This is a genomic window from Janthinobacterium aestuarii, from assembly GCF_046113285.1.
Taxonomy (GTDB): Bacteria; Pseudomonadota; Gammaproteobacteria; order Burkholderiales; family Burkholderiaceae_D; genus Janthinobacterium.
The window spans coordinates 4,427,765-4,441,646 of the sequence record NZ_CP142524.1 but is presented as its reverse complement, the minus strand read 5'-3'; the positions used below and the strand labels follow the sequence as shown (position 1 = coordinate 4,441,646).

The window sequence follows — 13,882 nt, the reverse complement described above, 5'->3', positions numbered from 1 at the left end:
GTCAGTGTTCCTTCACGAGGATGGCGTTCAGCGATTCGCGTACGGTCAGGAAGGCTTGCTGCATCTGCAGCAGCAGGGGAGCCGCGCCCTCGGTGCTGCCGGCGCGGCCCAGTTTTTCCATCTCCTTGCACAGCTGCGCCAGGCCGTCGGCGCCCACGTTGGCGCTGCCTGATTTGAGGCTGTGCGCCACCTTGCGCAGCGCTTCCGCGTCCGCGCCGGCGATCGCTTCGCGCATGGCGCTCAACTGGCGCGGCGTCTCGCCGGTAAAGGCCTGGATGACCCGTTCCAGCAGCGCATCGCCGTCGGCGTGCGACAGGGCGCGGATGTTTTCCAGCGCTTGCCGGTTCAGCGGCTGGACCGATGCCGTGGCGGCGGATGGCGGCGTCACCTCGGGCGGCGGCCCGGGCGGCGCTTCCTGCGGCGCTTCTTGCGGCGTCTGCGGCTCCGGCGCTTCGCTGTGGTGCACGGTGGCCGCGCGCGGCAGGGTGATCCAGCGCGCAATCGTGTGGCCCAGGTCCAGCTGCGTGAACGGTTTGCTCAGGTAATCGTCCATGCCGGCCGCCAGGCATGCTTCGCGGTCGCCCTGCAGCGCATTGGCCGTGATGGCGACGATGGGCAGCACGCGCGCGTGGCCGCACTGCTGTTCGTGGCGGCGGATTTCCGCCGTGGCGGCAAAGCCGTCCATCACGGGCATCTGGCAATCCATCAGGATCAGATCGAAATCCTCGGCCTGCGCCGCCTGCAGGGCTTCTTCGCCGTTGCGCGCGCAGACCACGTCCAGACCCAGGCTGTCGAGCATGGCCAGCGCCACTTCCACGTTGACGGGGTTATCTTCGGCCAGCAGCACGCGGCGGCGCTGGCGCCGGCCCACCTGCCGCGCCGCGTGCGGCGGATGGATGCGCAGGCTATCGCTGGCGCGCGGCGGCGTGACGATGCAGTCGAACAAATCGCATTCGCGGGCCGGCTTGATCAGCTGGAAGGCCACGCCCGCCTCGCGCCGCTGCACGGGGTCGGCCGCCGCCTGTTCCGTGCTCAGCAGCAGTAATTTGAGGTCGGCCAGCAGCGGGTCGCTCTTGATGGTGGCGGCCAGGGCCAGGCCGCTGGTGCGCGGCAATTCCATGTCGAGCAGCGCCACGCCATATGGCGTGCCCGCCTGGGCCGCCGCGCGCAGCTTGGCCAGGCAGTCGCTGGCCGTGCCGGCGCTGTCGCTGACGATGTGCCAGCTGGCCAGTTGCCGCTCCAGCACGGCGCGCGTGGCGGGTGTGTGGTCGACGATCAAGGCGCGTAACCCTCGCGTGGTTTTCAGGTTGAAGGAGGGGTCGTCGCTGTCGACTCGCCGCTTATCGAAATTTACTTCGAACCAGAAGATCGAGCCTTGCGTTAAAGCATTATCAACGCCGATAGTGCCGCCCATCAGTTCCACCAGCTGTTTCGAGATCGTCAACCCCAGGCCCGTGCCGCCGTGCTTGCGCGTGGTCGAGCCGTCCGCCTGCGAGAACGATTCGAAGATGCGCGTCTGCGCCTCGTTTGATACGCCGATGCCCGTGTCGTGTACCTCGAAGCGCAAGCCCACGCTGGGCGCGTCTTCGCTGCACACGGTCACCTTCACGGTGACCTTGCCCGTTTCCGTAAACTTGATGGCGTTGCCCAGCAGATTGACGATGATCTGGCGCAAACGGTTCGGGTCGCCGCAGATGGCGATCGGAATGTCGTAGGCGATGTCGAATTCCAGGCTGATATTCTTCGCTTCCGCCTGCGGCGCGAACACGTGTTCTATGTCGTCGAGCAATTCGCGGAAATTGAAGCGGATGTATTCCACGCTCAGCTTGCCCGCCTCGATCTTGGAAAAGTCGAGGATGTCGTTGATGATCACCAGCAGATTCTGCCCCGAGCGCTGCACCATGCTCGTGTAGTGGCGCTGCTGCGGGCTCAAAGGGCTGGCCAGCAGCAACTCCGTCATGCCCAGCACGCCGTTCATGGGCGTGCGGATCTCATGGCTCATGGTGGCGAGAAACGCGCTCTTCGCCTGGCTGGCCGCCTCGGCCGCATCCTTGGCCTTTTCCAGCTGCGCCGTGCGCACGCCCACCTGGCGCTCGAGCTGGTCGCGGTAATTGGCCAGGGTGCTGTCGCGGCTGTCGATCTGCGCCAGCATATCGTTGAAACTGTCGATCAGCACACCAAGCTCGTCGCTGCGCTGGTGCGCGATGCGGTGGCTGTAGGTCTGGCTGCTCGATACTTTTTGCGCCGTATCGATCAGTTTGGTGATCGGTTCGGCGATCACGCTCTTGAAGCGCCGCGCGAGGAACACGGCGATCAGGAAGGACAGCACGGTGGCGCCGCCGATGGCGCCCACGTGGCGGCCGATGTCGCGCCACATGTGGTTCAGGTCCGCCTCGATCAGCACGGCGCCGATGATCTGTTGCGGCTCGCCTGGCCGGTAGACGGGGCGGTACAAGCGCATGGCGGGCGCCAGGGTCGTGCCCGAGCCTTGCGTGACGGGCTGCACGGCCATGTCGGCCAGCAGGGCCGGGTCCATGTCTTCCGGCGCCGCCAGGCCGTCCGCATGCTGCGGCGCGCGGTACAGGGCGAACAGGCGCCCGCCCTTGTCGAACAGGGCCGCCTGGGCGACCTCGTCGCGCGCGGACAGTGCCGCCAGCACCTGTTCCGCCTGCGCCTGCGCCGGCTTGCCCAGCAGCATGGGCGCCGCGCTGGCCGCGCCGATCACGCCCGCCAGCGACAGCAGTTGCTTGCCTTCATCGTTCTTGTGGTTGAGCACGGAAGTCAGCGCAAACGCCACGAACACCAGCAGCAGCGCGCAGCCCGACGACAATACCGAAATCATGGTCAGCTTCTGGCTGATGCTGGAGCGTTGGAAATTGAACATGGTTGTGGCGCTTCTCCGGTCGGCCTGTTGACTGTTTTTTAATTTCCTATTGGAAAAATATAGACGCGAAGACACATCCCGATATTGATGTGGGTCTAATGGAGGAGAGGGGAGGGGAACTTATACGAGATGAAACAACGGAGGGCAGCACATAGGTCGGATTAGCGCGGCAAAGCCGCGCGTATCCGACACCACCACCGGCCGCGCCAACGATGTTGTCGGATTACGCTCTACGAGCTAATCCGACCTACGCAACTGACCCCGGTATTTGCTTTTGGGGATGCAATTAAACCCCTGAAAGGCCGGGGGCAGACCCAGGAGGGGGCATGTGTCCCAATGGGGCACATGCCGATCCCGAAGGGACTGACCATACTATTAACAACAACCTCCACGTTTTCCCGCCCCGCCGTAGCGGGCTTCCTGCCGTTCGCGGAAAAACTCTTCATACGTCATCATCGGCTCGCCGGGATGGGTCACTTCCCGGTGCGCCACATAGGTGTCGTACTCGGGCAAGCCGCACATGAGCCGCATGCTTTGCCCCAGATACCGTCCAGCCTTGATGATTTCATCGATCATCATTGCACCGTGGGCATGGCCTGGAACGGCGTTTCCTTGGTGCTCGGTTTGCTGTCGGCGCGCGCCTTCATGATGGTGCGGATGCCGAAGAACAGCACGCTGACGACGACCACCACGAAGAAGGCGGCCAGGCCGGCGTCGAGGTAGTCGTTGAAGATGATCTGGCGCATCTGCGCCACGGACTTGGCCGGCGCCAGCAGGGTGCCTTCATCGAGGGCCGCCGAGTATTTCTTCGCATGCGCGAGGAAACCGACGCGCGGATTGGCGTCGAAAATCTTTTGCCAGCCCGCCGTCAAGGTGCACAGCAGCAGCCAGATCGTCGGCGTGATGGTGACCCATGCATATTGGCCACGCTTCATCTTGAACAGCACGCACGTGCCGAGGATCAGTGCAATCGCCGCCAGCATCTGGTTGGCGATGCCGAACAGCGGCCACAGGGTGTTGATGCCGCCCAATGGATCGACCACGCCCTGGTACAGGAAGTAGCCCCAGGCCGCCACGCACAGGCCCGTGGCCAGCAGGTTGGCGATGACGTTTTCCGTCTGTTTCAGCGCTGGCACGAAGCTGCCCAGCAAGTCTTGCAGCATGAAGCGGCCGGCACGTGTGCCCGCATCGACGGCCGTCAGGATGAACAGCGCTTCGAACAGGATGGCGAAGTGGTACCAGAAGGCCATCATGGCCTTGCCGCCGATGGCGCCGGACAGGATCTGCGCCATGCCCACGGCCAGGGTCGGTGCGCCGCCCGCGCGCGAAATGATGCTGTGCTCGCCAACGTCCTTGGCCGTTTGCGTCAGCATTTCCGGCGTGACATAGAAGCCCCACTGCGAAATCGCCTGGGCGGCCGATTCCGCCGTGGTGCCGATCAGGGCGGCCGGGCTGTTCATGGCGAAATAGATGCCCGGCTCGATGGTCGAGGCGGCCACCAGAGCCATGATGGCCACGAACGATTCCATCAGCATGGCGCCGTAGCCGATGAAGCGGGCGTGGCTTTCGTTTTCAATCATCTTCGGCGTGGTGCCCGAGGAAATCAGCGCGTGGAAGCCGGAAACGGCGCCGCAGGCGATCGTGATGAACAGGAAGGGGAACAGATTGCCCGACCAGACGGGGCCGGAGCCGTCGATGAACTTGGTCATGGCCGGCATTTTCAGGTAAGGCGCGACGACGATGATGCCGATGGCCAGGCCCAGAATCGTGCCGATTTTCAGGAAAGTCGACAGGTAGTCGCGCGGCGCCAGCAGCAGCCACACGGGCAGGACGGAAGCGATGAAGCCGTAGCCGATCAGCATCCACGTCAGTTCCGTGCCCGTGAACGTGAACATCGGGCCGAGAACGGCATGTTCCTGCACGTATTGGCCGCCGATGATGGCCAGCATCAGCAAGACAAAGCCGATGATGGAGATTTCGCCGATGCGGCCCACGCGGATGAAGCGCGAGTACACGCCCATGAACAGGGCGATGGGAATCGTCGCCATCACGGTGAAGCTGCCCCAAGGCGAGCCCGTCAGAGCCTTGACGACGATCAGTGCCAGCACGGCCAGGATGATGACCATGATCATGAAGCAGCCGAGCAGAGCGATCATGCCGGGAATTTCGCCCAGTTCAGCCTTGATCAGGTCGCCCAAGGAACGGCCATCGCGGCGCATGGAAATGAACAGCACGATGAAATCCTGCACGGCGCCGGCAAACACGACGCCCGCCAAAATCCACAGCATGCCGGGCAGATAGCCCATCTGCGCGGCCAGCACGGGCCCGACCAGGGGGCCGGCGCCGGCAATCGCCGCGAAATGGTGGCCGAACAGCACATATTTGTTGGTCGGCACGTGGTCGAGGCCATCGTTGTGCTTGAACGCGGGCGTCATGCGGCGTGCATCGAGGCCCAGCACCTTGTCGGCGATGAACAGGCTGTAGAAACGGTAGGCGATCAGATAGACGCAGACGGCGGCGATGACGATCCAGATCGCGCTGATCGGTTCGCCACGTTGCAGGGCGACAACGCCCAGGGACCCGGCGCCTGCCAGCGCAAGCGCTGCCCAGCCGAGCTGTTTGAAAATGCGGTTCATGCTTCCTCCAGAGATTGACGGGCGCTGTGCCGTGCGATGATGTGTGCTGCCGAGCCTGGTCGTCGCCAGTTTGGATGTTACTTTTGGTGTATCTGCAGCTTATGGCGAGTATTCAGGAATCGTATAATTGCCGCAAGCGCAGCACTACGCAGTAACGCTCAGTATTACTACGCAGACCGATCGCCGCGCCGCGACGTAAAATCACCCATTCCCACCAGCATCGACGCCGCCGGAGCGCGCAAGGCCATGAAACTCAGACAGAAAGTCATCTTCCTGGCCCTCACGCCGCTCATCCTCGCCCTGTGCGCCATTGCGTTTGCCGTGCGGCACCAGGCGATCACCCTGGCCGAGCAGCAGCGCGCCACCATCCAGCAAGCGTACCTGGCCAGCAAGGAAGCCGAGCTCAAGCATTACGTGACCCTGGCCAGCCATTCCATCGCCTCGTTATATGGTTCTGGCCGCAAGGATGACGCCACGCAAGAGGAGGCCAAGCGCATCCTGTCCGCCCTCAGCTATGGCGACGACGGCTATTTCTTCATCTACGATTTGCAGGGCAAGTCGCTGATGCATCCGCGCCAGCCCGAGCTGGTGGGGCAGAATCTGTGGGAGCTGCGCGACGCCGAGGGCAATCTGACCATCCAGCGCCTGATGCAGCGGGCGAAGAGCGGCGGTGGTTTCGAGCGCTACAACTGGATCAAGCCGTCGACCAACAAGTCCGCGCCCAAGCTCGGCTATGTGATCCTGATGCCGGAGTGGGGCTGGATGATGGGGACCGGTATTTATATGGACGACGTGGACCAGGCGCTGGCCAAGGTCGACGCCCAGCAGTCGCGCAATATCCGCTCGACCATGGAGTTGATCGCCGCCATCGCCATCCTCGGCTCCCTGCTGGTCGCCGCCTGCGGCCTCGTGCTGAACTTGCGCGAACTGCGCGTGGCCGATGCCAAGCTGAAAGTGCTGGCGCAGAGGGTGGTCGAATCGCAGGAAGAAGAGCGGGCGCGGCTGTCGCGTGACTTGCATGACGGCATCAGCCAGTGGCTGGTGTCGATCAAGCTGCAGATCGAGGCGGGCATCGCGCGTCTGGCCGGCAATGCGGAACAGAAAGACAAGGCGCCGGCCACGTTCGAGCGTGCCGCCGAGCAGCTGAACAAGGTGCTGGGCGAGGTGCGGCGCATTTCGCACAACCTGCGCCCGGCCATCCTCGACGACTTGGGCCTGGCCGCCGCGCTCGACCACCTGGTGCATGAATTTAACGACAGCAGCAGCGCGCAAGCCAGTTTCACGGCCAGTCCGGCGGCGGCGGGCGAGGGCTTGCCCGACATGGTGAATACCGTGCTGTTCCGCATCGCCCAGGAAGCGCTGACCAATTGCGAGCGCCATGCCCACGCCCGCGGCGTGGAAGTGAGCCTGCGCGAGGCGGGCAAGGCCGTGGAATTGCGCATCGAGGATAACGGCGGCGGCTTCGACTTTGACGGCATCGCCCTGCATCCGCAGCGCGGCATCGGCCTGCGCAACATGACGGAACGCATGGAAGCCATCGGCGGCAGCCTGCACATCACCTCGTCCCCGGCCGGCACCGTGGTGCTGGCGCGGCTCGCCCTTTCATCCACCCACTAAGAACAGATACGCAACCATGACCGAGAAGATCAACATCCTGCTGGTGGACGACCACCCCCTCGTGCGCGACGGCTTGCGCGCGCGCCTGGAAGCGGTGGCGCATTTCGACGTGGTGGCCGAGGCGGGCGGCGCCGACGAAGCGCTGGCCCAGGCGCGCGCACACCAGGTGGACCTCGTGTTGATGGATATTAATATGCGCGGCACGAACGGCATCGAGGCGACGGCGCAGTTCAAGCAGGCGTTTCCGCAGATTGCCGTGCTGATCCTGTCCATGCACGACAAGCTCGAATACGTGTCGCAAGCCATCGCCGCGGGCGCGCGCGGCTATGTACTCAAAGATGCCCCAGGGAAAGATATCGTGTTTGCCATCGAGACGGTGATGTCCGGCGGCATTTATTACAGTGCGGCGCTGGCGCGGCAGCTGTCGCGCCCGCAAGTCCACGATTCCTTCCTCACCACGCGCGAGCAGCAAGTGCTGCAGCACATCGCGGCGGGCCAGTCGAACAAGCAGATCGCCCGCGTGCTGGACCTGAGCGTGCGCACGGTGGAGACGCACCGGCTGAACATCAAGCGCAAGCTCGGCATCGAAGGGCAGGCCGAATTGATCAAATATGCGGTCGAGCATGCACAGGGCGGCAGCGCCTGAGAAGGCGCGCGCGGCGGCACCCGCATGCCAGGCGGGTCTCGCGGGGGAATGTTCTTTTTGAATATTTATTGCCAAAATTAAACTGTTTCATGGGTGAGATTCGGATAGAATGAATCTCGCTGTCGAAATGGCATCCCTGTCGGGCCAGGGTTGCCAATGCTGGTCAGTTTATTTACTATGGCGCCCTACCCACACTGAGATACCGATGTCAGCGTCTGAATCAAACCTGTTTCCGTTGGTGGGATTACAAGCAGTAGCCAATGCTCATAACGAGTGGGTCGCTGTTACCCTGCATGTACCGCAGGCCTCGACGGCGTCGTTGCTGGCGGCGCTGGCCGCCGCCGATGCGTATGCCTTCCTGGCGCCGCTCGACTGCATCATTCCCCTGGCCGACCCGCATGGCGTGGACGAGGCCGTGCTGGCGCAACTGGCGCCGCAACGCACCATCTTCCGTTTGCCTGCCCATCTTGCCGACGACAAAGCGCTGCAGAAAAAATGCCGGCAATGGCGCGACGCCGGCTACCGCATCCTGCTCGATGGCGCCGAGGCCGGTCCCGTGACGGCGGCGCAGGTCGATGCGCGTGCGCTGAGCTTTGACGCGGCCGGCGCCCGCCCGGCCCTGCATCAGCTGCTGCCCTTGCCGGGGCCGCACCTGGCCTACAACATCGCCGACGCGGGGCAGATTGCCGAATTGCAAGAACTCGGCGTGAGCTGGTTTGCCGGCGATTACGCCCTGCACCATGCGCGCCAGCAAAGCGAGCCGGAAGACGCCACGTCGCGCCGCCGCGTGCTGGCGCTGCTGGGCCTGCTGGCCCGCGATGCCGACGCGCACGAGCTGGAAGTGCCGCTCAAGCAAGACCCATCGCTCAGCTATCATCTATTAAAACTGGTCAATTCCGCCGCCTTCGGTTTCACGGCGCCGATTAGCAGCTTCAGCCAGGCCATCACCCTGCTGGGCCGGCGCCAGCTGCAGCGCTGGCTGCAGCTGCTGCTGTATGCGCGCCAGCAAGACGATGGCAAGATCCACGCGCTGCTGCCGCTGGCGGCCGTGCGCGCGGCGCAGATGGAAGCGCTGTGCCAGCTGCGCGGCGGCGACCGCGACGCGCAAGACCTGGCCTTCATGGCAGGCGTGTTTTCCCTGCTCGACGTCCTGCTGGGCATGCCGATGGAAGACATCATCGCCACCCTGAACCTGGCGCCCGAAGTGAGCACGGCCTTGCTCGAACGTAATGGCGAGCTGGGCACCTTGCTGGCGCTGGTCGAAAGCGCCACGCCGCCGCCCGACGGCTTGCGCCGCGCCGGCATCGATGGAGAAACCTATTGGCGCAGCCTGCTGCAGGCCTACCAATGGGCCATCCAGGTCAGCCGGAATCTCTAGCATGACCCTGTTTCCGGTGTCGGATTTCCTCGCTGACAGCGCCGCCCTGTGCGACGCCGTCGTGCGTTTGCGCGGCTCCGCGCTGGTAGCTGAGCTGGGCCGTATCGCCAGCACCGTGATGGCCAGCCCGCATGGCCAGTTCCTGCCCGCGGCCAGTACGGACGCCGCTGCGCCAGCCGTGCCGTTTCCCCGCGATATGCCCGCCTTGTTGCAGGAAGTCAGCTTCGACGGCCATTGCTTCGGTCATTACAGCGTGGCCGGCCGACCGCTGTATAACGATGCCGACCGCCGCCACCTGGCCAGCCTGGCATCGTTGACGGCCGGCGTCTTGCAGGTGCATTCGCTGGCGCAACGCTCGACCCATGCCTACGCGCAAGTCGAAGCCTTGCTGGCGCAGCAGACGCAAATCCTCGACCAGTTGCACGAATCCGTGCTGACGATGGACTTGACGGGCTACATCACCAGCTGGAACAAGGGCGCCGAACGCCTGTTCGGCTACACCTCGGTGGAAGCCGTGGGGCGCAACATCCTGTTCCTGTACGACGACGAAGACACGGGCTTCCACGACGCCTTCCTGGAACAGGGAGGGCGCCTGATGGAGGTGCGCCGGCGAAAGAAGTCGGGCGAGGTCTTCTGGGCCAGCCTGTCCTTGTCGCCGCTGCAAGACCTGGACGACAAGCCCATCGGACTCATCGCCTACCTGACGGACATCACGGAACGCAAGCTGGCCGAAGAGCGGCTGCACCACCTGGCCTACTACGACCCGCTGACCAGCCTGCCCAACCGTACCTTGCTGGCCAAGCTGGTTGACCAGGCTCTCAGCGTGGCGCAGCGCAGTAAGATGCTCGGTTGCGTGCTGTTCATCGACCTGAACCGTTTTAAGCTGATCAACGACACCCTGGGCCGGCGCATCGGCGACGAACTGCTGCGCCAGGTCTCCTTGCGTTTCCGCCAAGTATTGCGCGACCAGGACCTGGTGGCCCGCCTGGGCGGCGACGAGTTCGCCGTCGGCCTGTTCGACATCGGCCAGCATTTCGAAGCGAGCATGGTGGCGCAAAAACTTCTCGCCTCGCTGGTGGAGCCGTTCCTGATCGAGGACCACGACCTGCGCGTGGGCGCCAGCATCGGCATCAGCGTGTATCCGCAGGACGGGCAGGACGCGGAAACCCTGCTGCGCCTGGCCGACATCGCCATGTACCGCGCCAAGCAGGATAGCGGCGGCGAAGCGGAAAGCGTGGCCTTCTACAGCCAGGACATGAACCAGGGCATGCAGGCGCGCATGCGCCTGGAAACGGGCTTGCGCCAGGCCCTGTCGGAACAGCAACTGCTGCTGCACTACCAGCCGAAGTACGCGCTCGGCAGCGGGCGCATCATCGGCGCCGAAGCACTGGTGCGCTGGCATCACCCGCAGCACGGCATGATCCCGCCCGCCGAATTCATCCCGCTGGCCGAATCGACGGGCCTGGTGGTGCAGGTGGGCGAATGGGTCTTGGAAGCGGCCTGCGCCCAGGCGCAAGCATGGAAGCTGGCTGGCCTGCCGCCGATCCGCCTGGCCGTCAACGTTTCCGCGCGCGAATTCACGGCAGCCTTGCCCGCCAGGGTGGCGGCGACCCTGGCCCGCTACGGCCTGGAAGCGGCCTGGCTGGAACTGGAAATCACGGAAAGCACCCTGATGCACAACATCGAGAGGGTCATCGCCATCATGGACCGCATCACGGCCCTGGGCGTGGCCCTGTCGCTGGACGACTTCGGCACCGGCTATTCGAGTCTGTCCTATTTGAAGCGCTTTCCCATCGATACCCTGAAAATCGACCGTTCGTTCACCACCGGCATCCCCACCGACGCCAGCGACTGCGCCATCGCCAGCACCATCATCAGCATCGCCCAGCAGCTGCACCACAAGGTGATCGCCGAAGGCGTGGAGACGGCCGAGCAGCTGGCCTTCCTGAAGAGTTCCGGCTGCGACGAAGTGCAGGGCTACCTGTTCTCGCGCCCGCTGCCGGCGAGGGAGTTCGAGCGGGCGCTGCGGGAAAACTGGGGTGTGTAGGTGCCTGCCCCAGCCCTTGCCGTTGGGGGAGTAAGGCCACGACAGTACTAGCCATTGGTAAGCCAGTGACCTTTATGTATAATGCTGCCATCTGGAAGCGTGGCCGAGTGGTTGAAGGCACTAGTCTTGAAAACTAGCGACGGGTTAAACTGTTCGTGAGTTCGAATCTCACCGCTTCCGCCAGGAAATAAAAAGAAGAGCCGCCCCCTTGGGCGGCTTTTTTTATTTCCTGGCGGAAGCGAGCAGGGCGCCTGCGCGCCCTGCGCGTGAGATTCGAAGGGCTGGGCCTACCGGCCCAGCCCGCCCCGAATCCTCCAACCGCTGCCGCTGCGCGGCAGCTTCGCGCGCCGAGGGCGCGCGTTCGTGGTTCTAATTAGGTTTGCGATTGAGCCAGCTTTCACAGCACCCGACGCATCAGTTCGTGTCCGAATAGCGGACCTGACCCCCGCGCCCGGGCGCCTTCGCGCCCTGCGTGTGAGATTCGAAGGGCTGGGCCTACGGGCCCAGCCCGCCCCGAATCCTCCAACCGCTGCCGCTGCGCGGCAGCCCCGCGCGCCGAGGGCGCGCGTTCGTGGTTCTAATTAGGTTTGCGACTGAGCCAGCTTTCACAGCACCCGACGCATCAGTTCGTGTCCGAATAGCGGACCTGACCCTCGCGCCCCGGCAAAGTGAGGCTGATTTCGCTGCCAAGCAACACCAGTAGCCATTATAAGTCGGCGCCACCGACCCGCCTCCTGAGTTTTATTGCAATACTGGCACCTAGTTTGCCCCCTAACCAAATTATAGCTGCGAAAGCAGCAAGTAGCGGAAGTGCCACCACCGCGAATCCGTAAGTAACAAGGACGACAGGTGTCCATAGTACCAACGCACCAAGGAATGCACTGATGCCAATGGTTTTGAGCCAGGAGCTTCCTAAAACTATACCTTGAAGGATACCTGTTAAAAGCCCCGCCGCGATGACCGCCAGTACCTTTAGGACGTCAGGGAGCGATTCAGCATACATATACGCCAGAAAAGCAGCACCGATACTCGTTGTAGCGCTTAAAATACCAACTAATCCAATTTGTTTTTTACTCATCATTGCCTGAAACGGAATAAGTTTCCCCTTGGAAAGTGGAATGAAACATAGTGATAGGTTCCAGAGTACGCGATTTATATCTGGATTTGACAGTTGCGTTGCAGGTTATTTTGGGAGTACTGCAACGTATACTCTACACATATCACGACCTTGATGTTACTAGGGGACTCAAGTCGATTGGGGAAAGCCTTGATGTTACTGGAGTACTCAAGTCGATCCGGAACGTTGTTGATGCTCCTAGGGGACTTAAGTTGAACCGGAAGGGTGTAGATGCTCCTCAGGAACTCAAGTCGATCCGGGATGTTTTGAATGCTCCTGGAGAACTCAAGTCGAACAGGAAACGACGAAAAGAATAGCGTAACTAGCGTAACTTTTATGTTCTGTGGGCTAGATTCATAGTGAGATACGCTATTGCATCATCGTTGTCTCGCAGGGGCATGATTGAAGTGCCGATGCCAGATCAGTGTGTTAGGCTTGCACGCAGAAAAAAAGCTGTCATTTTGTTGTCATTCTTAGGCTAGAACAGCCCAAAAACAACCCAAATAATGACAGGCTTCTTCTTGCTAACTACTTGATTTTAAAGAATTCAGTGGTGGAGACGGCGGGAATCGAACCAGCCGCGCACGAAGTCCACTTTGGACCAGTCTAGGGCTACCGGTTCAGAATGCAAGCGGCAACAGGTTGCGGCCCTTACCGGATGCGTGCGCGAGGATGCGTGCTCATGGGGTTAACGGTCGATCAAGGAACCCAGCATGGCGTGCGCTTGAAGGTCACTACGGGCCGCCGCCTCTTCCTCGCCGCTTAAAATCCAGTGCGTCCTGCCGTCTTGCGTATTACTGCTGCCATATGCCTGCATCGCCTTGCGCAATGCCTGTTGACGCTCCGGCGGTAGCGCGTCGAGCCTGGACTGGCTGAAAATATTGATGGGATACACGTCGCGTATATGCTCATACTGCAGCCCGTTGCGCTTGATGGCGCCCCAATTATTGCCAGGATCGGAACTGGCCGGTACAAACGGATGGGCTTCATCGATTATCCGATAGCCGCCTGCGTAACCCGTACCATAGCCCAGCGTTTCGCTGTAGCCGTACACATAATCGCAATGATCGAGCAAGCCAGATATGCCCTCTGCGCATTGAAACAGCTGTGCCAGCGACAGTTTGCTGGCGTTGATAGCCAGCATCAGCGAACAGCTATTTGAATACAGGGCGAGAACGTCGCAGTTCGCCCACTCGTCTATATCGTCGGGTGGTACGACCCGAGGCGAATACAGGCTGATGCTGTCGGCATCAGGTGCGAACAGGGTTTTCTCGTAGTTTTTCTGCGAAAACTTGACGACCTTGCCGGTCTTGCTGCCGTAGCGATCGACGCGCTCGCCCACCTGCTCAAACCAGGCAAACAGTTGCGCGCTGGCGGCGGCAGGAATAAATGGGCTATTCTTTTTGAATTCGCCTACAAGGAAATGAAATTGCTCCATGTGTCACCATAGTGAATGTTCTGCGCGCATGATGCCATGCGCGCGGCCATGCGGCTAGCGTGCGCGAGAGCATGCGGCTGCGCGCCATTTCAGTCTACATTTGATTTTCATAGCAAAAA

9 protein-coding genes and 1 tRNA gene are annotated in these 13,882 nt (G+C 62.2%); 5 read left to right on the top strand and 5 right to left on the bottom strand.

The annotated features are described in order from the left end of the window. Position 1: 1 nt before the first annotated feature. The 3 genes from OX462_RS19885 to OX462_RS19875 all read right to left on the bottom strand — a co-directional run bounded on the left by OX462_RS19885 (position 2) and on the right by OX462_RS19875 (position 5,520). Positions 2-2,884, bottom strand: a complete 2,883-nt coding sequence (locus OX462_RS19885) for a hybrid sensor histidine kinase/response regulator (protein ID WP_121668839.1) — start codon at positions 2,882-2,884, stop codon at positions 2-4. A 375-nt stretch (positions 2,885-3,259) separates the two neighbouring features. Then, positions 3,260-3,460: a YbdD/YjiX family protein gene (locus OX462_RS19880; protein ID WP_010396213.1), complete on the bottom strand. Its 201-nt coding sequence runs from the start codon at positions 3,458-3,460 to the stop codon at positions 3,260-3,262. Continuing rightward, positions 3,460-5,520 carry a carbon starvation CstA family protein gene (locus tag OX462_RS19875; protein WP_070291392.1) on the bottom strand — a complete coding sequence of 687 codons (2,061 nt, stop codon included), beginning with the start codon at positions 5,518-5,520 and terminating at the stop codon, positions 3,460-3,462. Before OX462_RS19875 ends, OX462_RS19880 begins: the two co-directional genes overlap by 1 nt. 246 nt (positions 5,521-5,766) lie before the next feature. On the opposite strand from OX462_RS19875, the gene OX462_RS19870 reads away from it, so the two are divergent. The 5 genes from OX462_RS19870 (at position 5,767) to OX462_RS19850 (ending at position 11,391) form a co-directional block, all read left to right on the top strand. Then, positions 5,767-7,137, top strand: a complete 1,371-nt coding sequence (locus OX462_RS19870; RefSeq protein ID WP_409026880.1) for a cache domain-containing protein — start codon at positions 5,767-5,769, stop codon at positions 7,135-7,137. 16 nt (positions 7,138-7,153) lie between these two features. Then, entirely contained in the window at positions 7,154-7,783 is a 630-nt protein-coding gene (locus OX462_RS19865) for a response regulator transcription factor (RefSeq protein ID WP_409026879.1), read from the top strand. Between the two features lie 205 nt (positions 7,784-7,988). Beyond that, positions 7,989-9,161, top strand: a complete 1,173-nt coding sequence (locus OX462_RS19860) for an EAL and HDOD domain-containing protein (protein WP_070291390.1) — start codon at positions 7,989-7,991, stop codon at positions 9,159-9,161. Between the two features lies 1 nt (position 9,162). Further along, the gene (locus OX462_RS19855) at positions 9,163-11,208 is read left to right on the top strand and encodes a putative bifunctional diguanylate cyclase/phosphodiesterase (RefSeq protein ID WP_070291389.1); all 2,046 of its coding nucleotides are present in this window, start codon (positions 9,163-9,165) and stop codon (positions 11,206-11,208) included. Between the two features lie 93 nt (positions 11,209-11,301). Further along, positions 11,302-11,391: transfer RNA gene (locus OX462_RS19850), tRNA-Ser, on the top strand. Positions 11,392-11,914: 523 nt separating this feature from the next. Here OX462_RS19850 and OX462_RS19845 read toward each other — a convergent pair. Together OX462_RS19845 and OX462_RS19840 are read right to left on the bottom strand one after the other, a co-directional pair. Then, positions 11,915-12,286: a hypothetical protein gene (locus OX462_RS19845; protein WP_409026878.1), complete on the bottom strand. Its 372-nt coding sequence runs from the start codon at positions 12,284-12,286 to the stop codon at positions 11,915-11,917. Positions 12,287-13,013: 727 nt separating this feature from the next. Beyond that, positions 13,014-13,763: a hypothetical protein gene (locus tag OX462_RS19840; protein ID WP_409026877.1), complete on the bottom strand. Its 750-nt coding sequence runs from the start codon at positions 13,761-13,763 to the stop codon at positions 13,014-13,016. Positions 13,764-13,882 lie beyond the last annotated feature (119 nt).

Coding starts and splice junctions, on each gene's coding strand:
- OX462_RS19880 (WP_010396213.1), bottom strand. CDS start 3,460: ATGATCGATGAAATCATCAAGGCTGGACGGTATCTGGGGCAAAGCATG.
- OX462_RS19845 (WP_409026878.1), bottom strand. CDS start 12,286: ATGAGTAAAAAACAAATTGGATTAGTTGGTATTTTAAGCGCTACAACG.
- OX462_RS19840 (WP_409026877.1), bottom strand. CDS start 13,763: ATGGAGCAATTTCATTTCCTTGTAGGCGAATTCAAAAAGAATAGCCCA.
- OX462_RS19855 (WP_070291389.1), top strand. CDS start 9,163: ATGACCCTGTTTCCGGTGTCGGATTTCCTCGCTGACAGCGCCGCCCTG.
- OX462_RS19885 (WP_121668839.1), bottom strand. CDS start 2,884: ATGTTCAATTTCCAACGCTCCAGCATCAGCCAGAAGCTGACCATGATT.
- OX462_RS19875 (WP_070291392.1), bottom strand. CDS start 5,520: ATGAACCGCATTTTCAAACAGCTCGGCTGGGCAGCGCTTGCGCTGGCA.
- OX462_RS19870 (WP_409026880.1), top strand. CDS start 5,767: ATGAAACTCAGACAGAAAGTCATCTTCCTGGCCCTCACGCCGCTCATC.
- OX462_RS19860 (WP_070291390.1), top strand. CDS start 7,989: ATGTCAGCGTCTGAATCAAACCTGTTTCCGTTGGTGGGATTACAAGCA.
- OX462_RS19865 (WP_409026879.1), top strand. CDS start 7,154: ATGACCGAGAAGATCAACATCCTGCTGGTGGACGACCACCCCCTCGTG.